Consider the following 16,095-nt stretch of genomic DNA (forward strand, 5'->3'; position numbering starts at 1 on the left):
TTAATTTAGTTCTTTCTAAATTTTTCTAAAATATTACATAAATTTAAATGTCTATAACATTATATCACAATAGATTTTAACATCAATACGTCACTTTAATTACTCATATTTTATTAAGAAATTAGCCTTTTATCATTTGAGTTATTAGAGAAATGAGCTAAAATTTTTAGCTCATCTCTTTTTTATTTATATTTCTATCTCTTTTTCTAAATAAAATAAGTAAAGGTAACTTGCTTTTACTTTCTTTCCTGTTATTTTTTCTAAAGCTTCTTTGTAATAATTTAATTGAATCTTATATTTTTTCTCCATCTCTTCTTTTACGTTATCTTTAACGTAATCTGTTTTGTAGTCAACTAAAACAATCTCATTATCCTCTTCAAAAAATAAATCTATAACTCCTTGAAGTCTTACCTTTTCCTCTTTTAAGTTATCTGAAATATCATTATTTAATTCTTTTACTGATATTTCTGTAAAGAAAGGCAATTCTCTATGAATCATTTTATTATTTTTAAAAGCTTCTAAAAGCCTTTTTCCTATATCACTTTTAAAGAATTTTTGTATCTTAAAAGGGTTAACAGCTTCTAATTCTTCTTTGCTTATAAGTTCGCTATCATACATCTCTTCTAGTTGCTCTTTTATGCTGTTTATATTTTCTATTCTATCGTAATCTATTTTTTGCATAACAAAGTGAACTGCCGTACCTTTTTCAGCACCTGATAGACCCTTTTCTTCTTTCATAAAGTTTGGCTTTACAGTAAGCTTTTCTTTATAAAGGCTTTCACCTTCGTAGTCTTCAATCTTATCTACGTTTGCTTTCTTTAAATCTGAAACTGAATAGTTACTCTTAATAGTAGTTATTTCACTAAAAGGGTATTTATATCCTAACCTATGGTTAATTTCTTCACTTATATCTGTACTTGGGCATCTTATAAAGGTATTGTCTATTGCAATTTCGTCCACATCCTCTAAAGTTTTTTCCACAGATAGCTCTGATTTTTCCCACAGCTTAACTTTCCACATCGAGTTATCAACAACTATAGCTCCTAAAGAAACTCCTATTTTATTTCTTAAAACTTCTCCGTCTTTATGCTTGCAAAGGGCCATTCCAAGCCAATCTAGATATGATTTGCCTTTAAGCACTTCTGACTCTGATACCCTACTATCTAAAATATTAGCTGCACTATACCACTTTTCCACAGTTTTATCTATATCCCTAGCTGATCCAACTATTATAAGTTTCTCTTTTGCTCTAGTAAAAGCAACATAAAGTATTCTCATTTCCTCTGATAGAGTTTCAAGTCTAACCTTTTTCTTTATAGCTTCTTTAGCAATAGTCGGATAACTTAATCTTTTTTCTAAATCTATACAATCTGGTCCAAACCCTAAATCATCATGATATAAAACAGGATTATTTAAATCCATAAGATTAAATTGTTTTCCGCTACCAGCTACAAAAACTACAGGAAATTCTAAGCCCTTACTTTTGTGGATACTCATTATTCTAACTACGTCTTCATTTTCTCCAAGTATCTTAGCACTTCCCATATCTCCTGACGATTTTCTAAGCTTATTTATAAAGTTTATAAAATTAAATAGTCCTTTAAAGCTTGTAGATTCGTATTGCTTAGCTCTTTGGAATAATATTTTTAAGTTTGCCTGCCTTAAAACTCCGTTTGGCATAGCACCTACATAACCGAAATATCCAGTAGTCATATATAAATACCAAATAAATTCATCTATAGGCATATAAATCGCCTTATCTCTCCAAAGTTCAAGATTAGAAATAAACTTTTGGCATCCCTTTAATAATTTACTAGATACAGAAGCTTCACCATTTGCAATAGATAAAATATTTTCATAAAAATACTTACTTTTATCTATCATCCTTATATCTGCAAGTTCCTCTGAATTAAACCCTACAATAGGCGACCTTAGAGTAGCTATTATAGGAACATCTTGCCTTGGGTTATCTATAATTTTAAGAAGAGACATTATAGTTCTTATTTCTATAGATTCAAAATATCCTGAGCCTGTATCTGCGTAAACTGGGATCCCTTCTAAGCCTAATTCATCAACAAAAACATCTGAGAAGTTTTTAGTAGCTCTTAAAAGTATTACTATATCTTTATATTTAAGAGGTCTGTACTCTCCAGTTTCTTTGTCTACTACTCTAAACTTTTCATCTCCTGAATTATTCATAAGCTCTTTTATTCTTTTAGCTACTACCCTAGCCTCTAGATTTATAGAGTCTATATCATCTTCCTCATCATCAAAAGAACCTGTATCATTTTTATCTAATATATGAAGTTCTAAAGGCCCTCCAACAGTAGTATCTCTTTCTGCTTCTTTAAAACTTGCTCCTAAATTTAAAGCTTCCTCGTCAGTGTATTCTAAATCCCCAACACTTAAAGACATAGTTTGCTTAAATATAAAGTTGCACCCATTTATAACTTCTTCCCTACTTCTAAAGTTCTTATAAAGCTGTATAACCCTATCATTAAAACCTTCTTCTCTTTTATAAGAGTTATATTTTCTTAAAAATAGCTCTGGCTTAGCTTGCCTAAACTTATAGATACTTTGTTTTATGTCTCCAACCATAAATACATTTGGATTATCTAAATGCTTTCTTGAAACTAAATCTATTATAGCCTCTTGAACGTTATTAGAATCTTGGTATTCATCTACTAAAACCTCATCAAAATACTCTCTAAATTTAATAGCTACATTTGATGGTATTACTTCATTTTCGTTTCTATCTTCTATAAGGATTTTTAAGCATAAATGTTCTAAATCATTAAAATCTAATATGTTTTTTTCTTTTTTCTTTTCACTAAACCTTTTACTAAATTCTAAAGTTAACCAAGCTAGTTTTTTCATAAATGGATAGCAAATTTTAATTCCATTTAAAACCTCTTCTGGCTTCATAGAAAAAGTCTTTTTTAGTTCTTCTATCTTTTTCTTTATTCCATCCCTAGATTTTTTAACAAACTCTAAAGAACTTTCATCCCCTACAGCTGTTTTTTTAACTGTTTTTAATCTTCCAAATGTAACTCTTAATAAGCTCTCATTTATACTTCTTAAACCATTTTCTATATTTCCTCTTAAATTAACTAATCCAGTTAATTCATCATTAAAGCTTGGAAGATACGGATCTAACCCCTCTACCGAATTAATAATCTCTATACATTTCATATAAGTATTTATATAACTATCTATTTCTATAGCTGTATTTTCTGAAATTACCTTAAGCCAATCTGTTTTATCTAAATCTTCTATAGAATTTAAATTAAACTCTTCTGCTTTATCATAAAGCCATTTTTCAGGCCAAGGACCGCTCATAGAGAATTTAAATAAGTCTAAAACTATTTCTTTTAATCTCAAATCATCACGACTGCTAGAATAAGCCTCAACTAAATCTAAAAATTCCTTATCTTCAATTTCGTAAAGTTCTTCAAAGAGTTCATCTATAATTTCATTTTTAAGTAAAACTCCTTCTGTTTCATCACCTATCCTAAATGCTGGGTCTAAATCTATAGTATGAAAATTATTTTTTATAACATCTAAGCAAAACGAATGCATAGTAGTTATGTTTGCCCTACTTAAAAGCGTTAATTGCTTTTGTAATACAGTTGAGCTTGGGTTTTCTTCTAGTGCCTTTGTTATAGCCGCTGCTATCCTCTCTCTCATCTCTGAAGCTGCAGCACTTGTAAATGTAACTACTAATAATCTATCTATATCAACAGGGTTTTCTTCATTAGTTACTATCTTTATGATTCTTTCAACTAATACCGCTGTCTTTCCAGACCCTGCAGCTGCCGCTACTAATAAATTGCACCTTCTAGTATCTATAGCTAATTGTTGTTCTTTAGTCCACTTTGTCCCCACCTAAAAGCTCCTCCTTTCCATTAACCTTTTCATCTATCTTATTCCACAAATCATCATCACTCTTTTTAAGTACTATTTTGTATTTATTATCTTTTATACTAGTGTCAAATTGACATATAGAAGAATAATCGCAGTATTCACAATATGCCATTTTAGGAGTCTTTGTAGGTTCTATTTTTATCTTGCCGCTTAACATATCTTCACAAAGCTCTACCATTTTTTCATTTACATATTTTCTTAAAAGGTCAAACTGCTCCTCTGTTGCAACTGATGAACCTCTGCTACTAAAATCTCCATCTTTTTTAAATGCAGCTGGAATTATAAGAGAAACTGTATCCATGCTCCTATCCATAGCCCTTACAAGCTTTGCATCTTTTAATAAAAGACCATTCATCTTAAGCTTTTTAAGTATTTCTTTTTCCACCTCTTCTATATCCATATCATCTTTACTTTTAATTATTGGGTCGTCTATCTTAAAGTAAAGTATAGCCCCAGGAACAGCCCCAGTTTTTAAAAAATGCTCTGAATCTTTTATTAGCGCATCTAAATAAACTAATAGTTGCATTTGAAGTCCGTAATATAACTCATTTAAATCAAATTCCTTAGACCCTGATTTATAATCTATTACTCTAAGATACGTTTCACCATCCATATCTAGTTTATCTATTCTATCTATCCTTCCTGTAAGGCTTACCCTATCTCCTGATGGTAAATCAAGTTTTATAGGTTCTAATCCATCGCTAGTTCCAAAAGCAAATTCATTTTTAAATACTTCAAACTCTCCTCTTTTCATCTGCTCTGAAATAACAGTTACAGACCTTGTTATTACTCTTTTAAATCTATCAGTGAAGTATTTATATCTCTTAGTACTGTTTAATATAGAATTGCTCTCTTCGTTTAATTTAGTATTTATCAAATGGTCGACTATTGATTTGCACTTTTCTTTATTTAAATCAGACCAAGAAATATTTTCATCTTTTATTTTTTTAGTAAATTTATCTAATATCTCATGCATAAAAGATCCAAGGTCTGGTGATGAAAACTCATATATCTTTCTATCCTTTGCCTTTAATCCATACTTTACAAAATATGAAAAAGGACACTGAGCATACTTTTCTAATCTAGATACATCAAACCTTAAATTTCCGTACTCATTTTCATATAATGATCTTATCTTAGATTTATTTATCTTATCTCCTAAATTAGTGTAATAAGCTCCATCTACTATTAAATCTATCTTTTCTTTATAGTCATCTTCCTTAGAAAACCAAGCGTAAACTTCGTTCCAGTAATTATCTATATCTTCTCTATCGCATTGCCTTCTAAGTGCTAGTATAAGTTCATTAAATGTAGGTATTTTAGTTGTTACCTTATCGAACTTATCATTTTCTTCTGCGTAGTTAAAAATTTCGCTTTCTTCTTTAAGATTTTTTATAACTCTTTTTAATCTAGGAATTATTATAGAAGGTCTTAAAGACTTACCTTCAAAATCAGCCATAGGATAAGTTATCATCATATATCTACTAGCTATAGTAAGTGCTGTATATACCATAAATTGTTCTTCAAAAGCTCTTGATTTTGTGGTTTGAGCTAAATCTATCCCTATTTCCTTTAAGTTGTCTCTATCTAAATCTGAAAGTATACCTTCGTCTTTACTCGCTGAAGGTAATACTCCATCATTAACACCTATTATATATAAAGCTCTAACGTCTCTTCCTTTAATCCTTGCTATGTCTCCTATATTGACTTGGTCTAAAGCTACTGGAATTACTCCAATCTCCTTATTTTCAAAACCAGTGTTTAAAACCTTATAAAAATCATAAACTGTTATTTTATCTTTTCCGAGTACTTCTACAGCCTGGTCTAAAACTTCCATAACAATAGACGGAACTTGCTCGTACTCTTTAACCTTGCTTTCTAACCCCTCTTTTGTGAATTTTTCTATAAATAAATCTACTGTACTAAATACATCTAAATCCACTAAAAACTCATATATAGAAACGCATATCTCTCTAACAGTTTTCTCTCCTTTTATTTCTTTGTGGAACTTTAATAAAGGTTCTCTTACATCTTCCATAATTTCTTTTATTTCTAATTCATCAGGATTTTCGTAAATATCTTCTGAATCCCAAAACCCTGAGTTTACTTCTTTACTTTTCCACCTATTTCCCTTTGTTCCGTGAGCTAAAACGTAGTTTTCTAATTTATCTACATAATCTCTATCTATTTTGATAAGTCCGCTCTTTAGATATTTAAATACACTTTCATAAGACCAGTTTTGAATGTATATTTCAAAAGCTGACATTATTAATATAACTAATGGGTTACTTAATACCTCTATCTTTTTATCTAAAAAATATGGAATATCATATTGATTAAATATTACAGATGCCACCTTTTCATATAAGTCTATATTTCTACAAACTACAGAGATATCTCTATATCTATAACCTCTATCTCTTACTAGCCTAACTATATCCCTAGCTACCATATCTATTTCATCATAGCTATTATTAGCTTTATAAAGTCTTAGAGAATCATTTACTCCTTTATATATTTTAAAAGGATATGAAAAGAAATGTTTTTCTATATGAGAAAGTTCTTTAGAATCTCTAAATCTATAAGGGGTTCCTTTGTTTATATCAATAGGCTCTAAATAACCTATATTATTTTCCTCCATCATTTTAACTATTCTTTTTTCAGTTGTACTTATTGCATTAAATATATCTGTAACTTCATCTTTATTAACAGAATTTCTATCCATACATAAAGTTATGTTTATCTTATCTGATACACTTGCAAGTTCTTTTATAACTTCCATCTGCTGAGGCGTAAATGTTGTAAATTCATCTATCCAAATCTCAGCGCCTTCATAAAGCTTTGAATATTTTAATTTTTTAGCCAATATAGTAAGTTCATCATCACTATCTATAAAATTATCTTTTATTTTCTCATTATAATCATCAAATAGCTCTGATAAATCTATAAGTTTTTCTTTTAATTCCGTATCCTCTGTTTTTTCTGCACCTTCTATCAAAATTTCCTTGGAAATATTATATTTCTTAAACTCAGTTAAAGTTTTTGATACTATCCCTATAAAACCTTGTTTTTTTGAAATCTTATTAAAATACTCTAAGTCTTCTCCTTTTTCTTCTAGTATTTTATAGATAAGCATACTCTTACCTTCATCTTTCATTGTTTTGTGAACCCTTCCAGAAACATCCTCAAAAACTCTATGCGCCATTCTCTTAAAGCTTAAAACCTCCGCTCTTAATAAAGCCTTTTCCCCAGCTAAAGCAAGTAGATCTTTTTCTGTTTGAAAGGTATATTGTTCTGGAACTATCATTATTAATCTATTTTGTTTTTCATTATTAATCTTTTTAGTTATACTATCTAAGCAGAACCTAGTCTTACCTGAACCTGCTCTACCATAAATAAATCTAATTCCCATAAATTTATCTCCTATACTTTTATTTATTATAATTATATCAAAAATAAAGCCTACTCAATCTCTATTATCTTGAGTAGGCTATATATTAATTTATTCTATTATTTTTATTTTTTCCCTTTATAATATCTGAAATTTTATCTACTCCAATTATTATAAGTAATACACTAAATAGTAATAATCCTGAATTTACATTTCTAAATATTCCTTGTGCTCTTAATAAAAGTGAAACACCTATAAAAAGTGTAACTGAGTTTAATATTTTAAATCCATTTTTAAATATATTTATAGCTGCTGGTATTATTAAAAATAATGTCCACCAACCATCAAATAATGATACATCCCAAAAACCTAATGCTTCACCTAAGAAAGCTAATCCTATTACAACTATTGCAATACCCATAAATATATCAATTAATTTTTCTTTCATAAAACTTCAGCTCCTTTATTTTTAATTATAGTACACTTCTATATTTTAAACCACTTACTATATTTTAATTATTTATATAAAAAAAACATCTAACTTAAGTTAGATGTTTCTGGCGGAGAATCCGGGATTTGAACCCGGGCGCCAGTTGCCCGACCTACGCCCTTAGCAGGGGCGCCTCTTCAGCCACTTGAGTAATTCTCCATGTGCCTTACATTTTAAATTAAAATATTTAAATGGCGGAGAGACAGGGATTCGAACCCTGGGTACCCGCAAAGGTACGCCGGTTTTCAAGACCGGTGCCTTAAACCAACTCGACCATCTCTCCGTATCAAAGACAAGTATGATTATATCAATGTAATTCTTTACTGTCAACAGTTTTTTTGAAATTTTACTTATTTTTTGATATATATACTTGTCTTTTTATTATTAATCTGGAATCAATGACTCACTAACTAAATTCAACTCGTCAAAAATAATATTATTTAACTCATTATTATCTTTTATTAGCCACTCGTTTATTCCTTTTTCAAAGTTCATTTCTAAATTGCTTTCTTTTTTATCAAAATTACCTGATTTTAAATTATCAGTTACTTTTGAAATAACTAATTTATTAAAATCTTTTATATCTTTTGGATTTTTACCCTTAGATACTTCTTTACTAGCTTTATCTACTTCCTTTTCCATGTCTGGATAAGTAAATTTTACTGTAGCTGATGCTGTATCATCTTTTATATTAACATCAGACATATCAAATGATATATGACTGTAATATTCTTTCCCTAAATCTGATTTTACTAGGTCTAATTTTACATTGCCAAATATACTTTCCATATTAGGGCTTACTATAAGACTTCTAGCATCTTCTATATTACCTGTCTTTAGATCATCAAATAACCTTTTAATTGATAAATCCTTATCACCACATCCTGTTAATATTAAAGCTGATAGCATAATAATGCTTATGCATGATATAAAAATTTTTCTCAAAATTCTCCCCCCTTTATTATTTATAATTATATACTCGAAAAAATAATTATAAAAAGTATACTGTTTATATATTTTTTACTTATAAAATTATAATAAAAAAACACCTAACTATAGTTAGGTGTTTTTTGGCGGAGAATCCGGGATTTGAACCCGGGCGCCAGTTGCCCGACCTACGCCCTTAGCAGGGGCGCCTCTTCAGCCACTTGAGTAATTCTCCATGTGCCTTACATTTTGTAAGTAAATATAAAAATGGCGGAGAGACAGGGATTCGAACCCTGGGTACCCGCAAAGGTACGCCGGTTTTCAAGACCGGTGCCTTAAACCAACTCGACCATCTCTCCTCATATTACAAAAGTTATTATATCAAGCTAAAATTTAATTGTCAATAAAAAGACCCTTCTCTTTAAATTTTGATAAACAAAAAAGCTGTTCTACTGAACAGCTTTTAAATCTGGCGGAGAGACAGGGATTCGAACCCTGGGTACCCGCAAAGGTACGCCGGTTTTCAAGACCGGTGCCTTAAACCAACTCGACCATCTCTCCTCGATTACAGAAGTTATTATATCAAGCATAAAACATTATGTCAAGCATATAAATAAACTTTTTTTATTTTTTTCTTATTTTAGTGAATATATAATTAATTAATATGTACTCAAACCCTTATTATATCTAGGTATTACAAAACTTAAAACATTTACAAAAAAACATTTAAATTTTCTTCTATATGTTATATGATAGATGTACACTCAAAATTTAGGAGGCTAATTATGAATTTATACATTTCAGATTTAGATGGTACATTACTTAATGAAAAAGCATTGCTATCTGAATATTCAAAAGAAACATTAAACAAAGTTTTAAACTCAGATGTTAACTTTTCAATAGCTACTGCTAGAACTCCAGCTACTGTTATACCTATATTAGAAGGTTTAAATTTAAAACTTCCTATAGTAGTTATGAATGGCGCTGCAATGTATGATATAAATAAAGATCAATATTTAAATCAAAATTATATACAAAACAATTTAGCAAAAGAAATTACAAATGTTATAGACGCTTGTGATGTAGCTTTCTTTACTTATACACTTTCAAATAATCATATCTATGCTTATTATGAAAAGAGTAATGAGTTTCAAGATGAGTTTATTAAATCAAGAATTGGAAGCCCTTACAAAACTTTTGTAAAAGGACAAGTTCCAAACTTCGATGAAGTTCTTTATTTCTTTATAAGAGATAAAAAAGAATCTGTTTTAGAAGTATATGAAAACCTTAAAAATATATCTGATCTTTATTGTGTTTTATATAAGGACGTATATAATGCCGATATATATAACCTTGAAATATATAGTAACAAATCATCAAAAGCTAATTCAATTAAGCTAATAATGGACGATAACAATTTTGAAAAATTAGTTGCCTTTGGTGATAACTTAAATGATTTACCAATGTTTGATTTAGCTGATGAGGGACTAGCTGTAGATAATGCAGTTATTGAACTTAAAGATATAGCAAGCGGAGTTATTGAAAGTAATATTGATGATGGAGTAGCTAAATATTTAGCTACTGTTATTTAAAACTAAAAGCTGTACTTGAAAATTCAAGTACAGCTTTTTATTAGTTTATATAAATTTATAGGTGTTTTTAATTATTTTTGTGATTTTTCGTAATCAGCTAAGAATTGACTTATTCCTTTGTCTGTTAAAGGATGTTTTGTCATTTGAAGTATTACGTTATATGGAATAGTTGCGATGTGTGAACCTGCTAATGCAGCATCTAAAACGTGCATTGGATTTCTAACACTTGCTGAAATTATTTCAGTATCTATTCCGTGTATTTCAAACATTTCTGCTATTTCCTCTATTACTTTTAGTCCAGGATTTCCTATATCATCTAGTCTTCCTAAGAATGGACTAACAAAGCTTGCACCAGCTCTTGCTGCAAGTAATGCTTGAAGTGGTGAGAATATTAAAGTTACGTTAGTTTTTATTCCTTCTTTATGAAGTCTACTAACTGCTTTTAATCCCTCTTCACACATAGGAATTTTTATTACGATGTTTTTGTGAAGTTTAGCTAGTGCTATTCCTTCTTCAACCATCTTATCAGCTTCTAAACTAATAACTTCTGCGCTTATAGGTCCATCTACGATGCTGCAGATTTCTTCTATAACCTCTTTTAAATCTCTTCCCTCTTTTGCTATTAAAGAAGGGTTTGTTGTTGCACCAGCAAGAACTCCAAGTTCGCTAGCTTTTCTTATTTCTTCTACATTCGCTGTGTCTATAAATATCTTCATTTGTTTTCCCCCTGATTCTTTAGTACTTTTTTATTATACATTGTATACGTTTTAATGACAACGATATCATGTGAACAAAGTGTAAAAAGAAAAGATGCCTTGATAAAATAATCAAGGCATCTAAAAATTATTTAATAATGTCTACGTTCATATATCTCTTTAATGCGTCTGGTACAGTTACTGTTCCATCTTCATTTTGATAATTTTCTAAGATAGCAGCTACAGTTCTTCCTACAGCTAATCCTGATCCATTTAAAGTGTGAACGAATTGAGGTTTATCTTTTCCATCTCTGTATTTTATGTTAGCTCTTCTAGCTTGGAAATCTTCAAAGTTTGAACAACTTGATATTTCAACATATCTGTTGTAACTTGGCATCCAAACCTCTAAATCAAACTTTAATGCAGCTGTGAATCCTAAGTCACCTTTACAGATTCTAACCTTTCTGTATGGTAAACCTAATTCTTCTAATACTTCCTCTGCATCTCTTACTAATTTATCTAATTCAGCATATGAATCTTCTGGTCTAGTGAATTTAACTAACTCTACTTTATTGAATTGGTGTTGTCTTATAAGACCTCTTGTATCTCTTCCAGCTGAACCAGCCTCTGCTCTAAAGCAAGCTGAATATGCACAATGTTTTATAGGTAATTCTTCACCTTTTAAAATTTCATCTCTATACATATTAGTAACAGGAACCTCTGCTGTTGGTATTAAGAAGAATCCGTTATTTTCTACTTTGAAAGCGTCCTCTTCGAATTTAGGTAATTGTCCTGTTCCTGTCATACTATTTCTGTTAACCATGTATGGAGGTAATATTTCTTCATATCCATGATCAAAAGCATGTTTATCCATAAAGTAGTTTAATACTGCTCTTTCAAGTCTAGCACCTAACCCTTTATACATAGTGAATCTTGAACCTGCTACTTTTCCGCCTCTTTCAGCATCAAGTATTCCTAAGTCAGCACCGATATCCCAGTGAGCCTTTGGTTCTCCTTCAAATACTCTAACATCTCCCCATCTCTTTATTTCAACGTTGTCCTCATCAGTTTCACCTTCTGGAACTTGTGGGTTTGGGATGTTTGGAATTCTTAACATGATATATTCTATTCTTTCATTTATTTCTGAAAGTTTAGTATCATGTTCTTTTATTTCGTTTCCAAGCTCTTTCATTTCAGCCATTATCGCTGAAACATCTTCACCAGCTTTTTTTAATTTTGGGATTTCAGATGAAACTTGGTTTCTTCTGCTTTTTAAAGCTTCAACCTCAACTAATATATTTCTTCTGTCTTCGTCTAATTTAACAACTTCATCAATTACTGCTACATTGAAGTCTTCACCTCTGTTAGTTAATGCAGCTTTAATATCTTCTGGATTGTTTCTGATTCTTCTTAAATCTAACATATCTATTCCTCCTATAACTATTTTTTTACATTAAAAAAAGAGCCTCGTGTCCCCAAACAAAGGGACGAAAGACTCCGCGTTGCCACCCTAATTGGTAAGAATTACTCCTTACCCTCTTAAAAGATTTAACGATTCCCACCGTACTGCTTATTTCACAGTCCCTCAGAAGGTAGATTCACATTAAACTGCTTACTAGTTTTCACCACCCACTAGCTCTCTTAAAAGCAAATCTATGTTACTTAGCCTCTTCAACGGTTTATTTATCAAAATATATATATAATATATTATATATACAAGTTCCTTGTCAATATTTTACTAAGTGTATTTAAAAATTTATTATATTTCTATAGTTTTAGTACAAACTATATCTACACCTGTATTCATTATATTTTTACAGATTAAATCTCCAACCTTTATAGGCGTTGAAACGTATATCCTACCTATAACTTTAGATAATTCTTTCCATATGCTTATATCTACAGGTTCTGTACTTTTAACAGATACAACTTTGTTGTTTGGGTCACCCTTAATTCTAACAACACTTGTAAAAATCTCTTTATTCTCCATAATTATTATTCCCCTTTAAACCTCATCAAATTCTTTAATTCTTCCGATAACTATTTTTGAATTTTTAGAGCTTCTAACTATTTCACTAGGCTTTTTATCCATCTCTCTAGCTAAAATATTTATAAGTTTTCTTATACAATGAGAGCCGTGACAGTTTCCAAAACCAGCTCCTGTTCTCTTTCTAATTCCTTCTATCGTTCTAGCCCCTAAAGGTCTTCTTATACAGTCTACAATTTCGCCTTCACTAACTTTATTGCAAACACAAATAATATTTCCGTATCTCTTATCTACTCTTATAAGTTCGTTTATCTCTTCTTTATCTAGCTCTCTAAATCTATAAGATTCTCTTCTCTTATCTACAAAATCTTTTTTCAAACTAGAATTTAATAAATTCACTATAGTATCTCTTATATTTTCAGCTATAGCAGGCGCTATAGTGTGTTTTCCGTAGTGCTTTCCTGTTATTCTTATATAACCTTCTTTTAATTCACTATCATCTATAAATATTTCATCTCTTTTATATTCTTCTCTTATCATATCACTGATATTTTCTTTTTTTAGTTCTGGTAATATTTTATTGCAGTAATGTATTCCTTCGTGAATATTTAATCTCTTAGGGTTTTTTACACCAAGCATATTACCACCTGTTATCATAGGAGTATTTATAACAAATGATCTGTCATCTACAACCTCTATAACAATAGTATTAGTATTTTTCTCTAATTTATTTTCAACTAAAAAATAATTCATATTTTTTTGAGATGTAATTTCTTTTTCTTCTATTTTGTTACTATCGTAAACATAGATTTCATCTGGAATAGTATTTATAACAAACCTACATTTAAATTTGTTTTTGTTAGTTTCAACAAAGAATCCTTTATTTATCTTTTGAATACTATTAACTTCTTCTTCTAATCTAAAGTTTACTCCATTATCAAAAGCGATCTCAGCATAAGATAGTGCTAAATCATAAGGCGAAACTATTCCTGTATTTTTTGAATATAAAGCCATCTTCACATCATCTGTTATATTGGGTTCAATTTCTAGTATCTCTTCTCTATCTAAAATTTCTACTCCTAATATACCTCTATTTCTAGCAGTCCTATACATATCTTTTATTTTTTCTATATCCAAATCGGTCTTAGCAAGTCTTAGAGATCCTAAAGTCTTATAAGGTACTTTAAATTTTTCACAAGCTTCTTTTACTAATCCTATACCAATATTCTCTAAACCTGCCATAACAGCATTAGAAGTCTCTGAACCATCATAAACAACTGCAGTATTTGCAACTGCTATATCATCTGCTACATCATAGTCTCTTTCAATTACCGCTATATTTAAGTTATATTTTGATAATTCATACGCAACTGTGCATCCTACAATACCACCGCCAAGTATTAAAACATCATAGTCCATTAAAGTACCTCCTAAAAAATTATATAATCATAAACCCTTTGTTTTTTAATTCTTCCTTTATACATTCCATATCTTCTTTGCTATAAGTAGATATAGTATGTAAATGAACTCCATCAGTAAGTTCAGATAAAGGTTTTGCACCGCTTTCTTCATTCTTTTTCATAAACTTATTTAAATCATTTAGATTTTTAATCATTAAAATGCCTTTTATCTCTCCGTATATAGGATGCTCTACTATTACATCTTCTATAGTGCCGCCATATTTTATAACACATTCTAATTCGTCTTTCATTTTATCATTATCATGATTTACAGCTATTATGGACTTTATCTTACTTTCTTCATTCATAATAATATATCCGTCTGGAGTTGCTAATATATTGTTTCCTTTTGCTCTTAGTAACGCTATATCCTTAACTATTATTTGTCTTGTAACTCCAAAATATTTTGCAAAATCAATACCTTTTATAGGTTTATTATTTTGTATTAATTTCTTTATTATAAAATCTCTTCTACTCTTAGCGTCCATAAAAAAACTCCTTAGTTTCTATCATCACATATCTTTATAATTTCTAGATATTTATTTTCATTGTTCTTTGGTATTTCTAAATGATGATTTTTAACAACATCTAGAAATTCATTATCGTACTTCAATCTATTTTTTAAAATATTTGCTCCTCTTACAGGATGATTATAATATAAATCTATTTTTTTTATATTGCTAAATTTTCTTATAGCTCCTTTAGAGAACTTATCTAAAAGTACCAATATAGATTTATCTATAACATTAACAGATCCAGTAACCTTACCTACATCATGAAGTAGTGCAGCTTTTCCTAATTTGTATTTATTTATTTTTATATTATTTTTTTCAGCAAAATCTAAAGCATCATTACAAACTCTTATAGAATGATGTTTCTCAGAATGCTTTAATTTATTAAAAACTTCTATTTCTTTTTGGTTTAAATAATTGTCAACTAGTTCTCCGTCTATAGGCTTAACATTTGAAGTTATATCCCAAATAAACTGTTTAACTCTATACAACATATTTAATCTACCTCGAATTAAATTTATTATCCTACTCTTTATAATACCATTTTGCTTTTATCTAATCAATTTTTTAGAAAACAAAAAAGCCATGAATTTAAAATTCATGACTTCTTTCACCTTTGGTGGAGGTAAGGAGATTCGAACTCCTGACCCCCTGCGTGCAAGGCAGGTGCTCTCCCAACTGAGCTATACCCCCAAATGGTGGACCTTCAGGGACTCGAACCCCGGACCTACCGGTTATGAGCCGGTTGCTCTAACCAGCTGAGCTAAAGATCCTAATTGACCTGGCAACGTCCTACTCTCCCACACAGTCTCCCGTGCAGTACCATCGGCGCTGTAGAGCTTAACTTTCCTGTTCGGAATGGGAAGGAGTGTTTCCTCTACGCCATCATCACCAGATTGCTGGTTAAAACTAATATCCATTTGAAATTAGTTTATTAAGTTTTAAGAGATTATTCTCTTAAAATTGCACATGAATTTTAGTTAACAAATAATTGGTCAAGCCCTCGACCTATTAGTATCAGTCAGCTGAATGTGTTGCCACACTTACACTCCTGACCTATCAACCTTGTGTTCTTCAAGGGGTCTTACTAGCTTACGCTATGGGAAATCTAATCTTG

11 protein-coding genes, 7 tRNA genes, 2 rRNA genes and 1 other annotated feature are annotated in these 16,095 nt (G+C 30.1%); of the genes, 1 reads left to right on the top strand and 19 read right to left on the bottom strand.

All coding sequences use genetic code 11. The features are described 5' to 3' along the window. Positions 1-186: 186 nt before the first annotated feature. From addA to INR60_RS13615, 9 genes are all read right to left on the bottom strand, one after another. Positions 187-3,885 carry a helicase-exonuclease AddAB subunit AddA gene (gene addA / locus INR60_RS13575; protein ID WP_194192044.1) on the bottom strand — a complete coding sequence of 1,233 codons (3,699 nt, stop codon included), beginning with the start codon at positions 3,883-3,885 and terminating at the stop codon, positions 187-189. Further along, positions 3,866-7,336: a helicase-exonuclease AddAB subunit AddB gene (addB, locus tag INR60_RS13580; protein ID WP_194192045.1), complete on the bottom strand. Its 3,471-nt coding sequence runs from the start codon at positions 7,334-7,336 to the stop codon at positions 3,866-3,868. Before addB ends, addA begins: the two co-directional genes overlap by 20 nt. 85 nt (positions 7,337-7,421) lie before the next feature. After that, on the bottom strand, positions 7,422-7,763 hold the full coding sequence (locus INR60_RS13585; RefSeq protein WP_194192046.1) for a LiaF transmembrane domain-containing protein: 342 nt from the start codon (positions 7,761-7,763) through the stop codon (positions 7,422-7,424). A gap of 110 nt (positions 7,764-7,873) precedes the next feature. Then, positions 7,874-7,964 (bottom strand) — tRNA-Ser (locus INR60_RS13590). Between the two features lie 33 nt (positions 7,965-7,997). Next, a tRNA-Ser gene (locus INR60_RS13595) sits at positions 7,998-8,088 on the bottom strand. Between the two features lie 101 nt (positions 8,089-8,189). Continuing rightward, entirely contained in the window at positions 8,190-8,750 is a 561-nt protein-coding gene (locus tag INR60_RS13600; protein ID WP_194192047.1) for a hypothetical protein, read from the bottom strand. 126 nt (positions 8,751-8,876) lie between these two features. Beyond that, a tRNA-Ser gene (locus INR60_RS13605) sits at positions 8,877-8,967 on the bottom strand. A 33-nt stretch (positions 8,968-9,000) separates the two neighbouring features. Beyond that, positions 9,001-9,091, bottom strand: a tRNA-Ser gene (locus INR60_RS13610). A gap of 111 nt (positions 9,092-9,202) precedes the next feature. Next, positions 9,203-9,293, bottom strand: a tRNA-Ser gene (locus tag INR60_RS13615). 224 nt (positions 9,294-9,517) lie between these two features. Here INR60_RS13615 and INR60_RS13620 point away from each other — a divergent pair. After that, positions 9,518-10,324, top strand: coding sequence for a Cof-type HAD-IIB family hydrolase (locus INR60_RS13620; RefSeq protein ID WP_194192048.1), 807 nt, complete (start codon positions 9,518-9,520; stop codon positions 10,322-10,324). Positions 10,325-10,395: 71 nt separating this feature from the next. Here INR60_RS13620 and fsa read toward each other — a convergent pair whose 3' ends face one another. The 10 genes from fsa to INR60_RS13670 form a co-directional block, all read right to left on the bottom strand. Continuing rightward, the gene (gene fsa / locus INR60_RS13625) at positions 10,396-11,040 is read right to left on the bottom strand and encodes a fructose-6-phosphate aldolase (RefSeq protein WP_194192049.1); all 645 of its coding nucleotides are present in this window, start codon (positions 11,038-11,040) and stop codon (positions 10,396-10,398) included. Positions 11,041-11,167: 127 nt separating this feature from the next. Beyond that, positions 11,168-12,442: a serine--tRNA ligase gene (gene serS / locus INR60_RS13630; RefSeq protein WP_194192050.1), complete on the bottom strand. Its 1,275-nt coding sequence runs from the start codon at positions 12,440-12,442 to the stop codon at positions 11,168-11,170. A 57-nt stretch (positions 12,443-12,499) separates the two neighbouring features. Continuing rightward, positions 12,500-12,703 (bottom strand) — a binding site (T-box leader). 75 nt (positions 12,704-12,778) lie between these two features. Beyond that, positions 12,779-13,009 carry a DUF1667 domain-containing protein gene (locus tag INR60_RS13635; RefSeq protein WP_194192051.1) on the bottom strand — a complete coding sequence of 77 codons (231 nt, stop codon included), beginning with the start codon at positions 13,007-13,009 and terminating at the stop codon, positions 12,779-12,781. Between the two features lie 15 nt (positions 13,010-13,024). Beyond that, entirely contained in the window at positions 13,025-14,425 is a 1,401-nt protein-coding gene (locus INR60_RS13640; protein WP_194192052.1) for an NAD(P)/FAD-dependent oxidoreductase, read from the bottom strand. A 19-nt stretch (positions 14,426-14,444) separates the two neighbouring features. Beyond that, on the bottom strand, positions 14,445-14,954 hold the full coding sequence (locus INR60_RS13645; protein WP_194192053.1) for a transcription repressor NadR: 510 nt from the start codon (positions 14,952-14,954) through the stop codon (positions 14,445-14,447). Between the two features lie 11 nt (positions 14,955-14,965). Next, positions 14,966-15,472 (bottom strand): HD domain-containing protein, encoded by a 507-nt coding sequence (locus tag INR60_RS13650; protein ID WP_194192054.1) that lies wholly within the window; start codon positions 15,470-15,472, stop codon positions 14,966-14,968. A 123-nt stretch (positions 15,473-15,595) separates the two neighbouring features. Beyond that, positions 15,596-15,671 (bottom strand) — tRNA-Ala (locus INR60_RS13655). Between the two features lie 3 nt (positions 15,672-15,674). Next, positions 15,675-15,751, bottom strand: a tRNA-Ile gene (locus INR60_RS13660). A 6-nt stretch (positions 15,752-15,757) separates the two neighbouring features. Next, positions 15,758-15,874, bottom strand: a 5S ribosomal RNA gene (rrf, locus tag INR60_RS13665). 95 nt (positions 15,875-15,969) lie between these two features. Next, a 23S ribosomal RNA gene (locus INR60_RS13670) occupies positions 15,970-16,095 on the bottom strand; the annotation flags it as partial.

Origin of the sequence: Clostridium chrysemydis (assembly GCF_015234215.1) — a bacterium.
GTDB lineage: Bacteria > Bacillota > Clostridia > Clostridiales > Clostridiaceae > Clostridium > Clostridium chrysemydis.

Bases quoted from the DNA above. Each gene is read 5' to 3' on its own strand.
- fsa (WP_194192049.1), bottom strand. From the start codon at position 11,040: ATGAAGATATTTATAGACACAGCGAATGTAGAAGAAATAAGAAAAGCT.
- INR60_RS13620 (WP_194192048.1), top strand. From the start codon at position 9,518: ATGAATTTATACATTTCAGATTTAGATGGTACATTACTTAATGAAAAA.
- addB (WP_194192045.1), bottom strand. From the start codon at position 7,336: ATGGGAATTAGATTTATTTATGGTAGAGCAGGTTCAGGTAAGACTAGG.
- INR60_RS13650 (WP_194192054.1), bottom strand. From the start codon at position 15,472: ATGTTGTATAGAGTTAAACAGTTTATTTGGGATATAACTTCAAATGTT.
- INR60_RS13645 (WP_194192053.1), bottom strand. From the start codon at position 14,954: ATGGACGCTAAGAGTAGAAGAGATTTTATAATAAAGAAATTAATACAA.
- INR60_RS13585 (WP_194192046.1), bottom strand. From the start codon at position 7,763: ATGAAAGAAAAATTAATTGATATATTTATGGGTATTGCAATAGTTGTA.
- INR60_RS13640 (WP_194192052.1), bottom strand. From the start codon at position 14,425: ATGGACTATGATGTTTTAATACTTGGCGGTGGTATTGTAGGATGCACA.
- serS (WP_194192050.1), bottom strand. From the start codon at position 12,442: ATGTTAGATTTAAGAAGAATCAGAAACAATCCAGAAGATATTAAAGCT.
- INR60_RS13635 (WP_194192051.1), bottom strand. From the start codon at position 13,009: ATGGAGAATAAAGAGATTTTTACAAGTGTTGTTAGAATTAAGGGTGAC.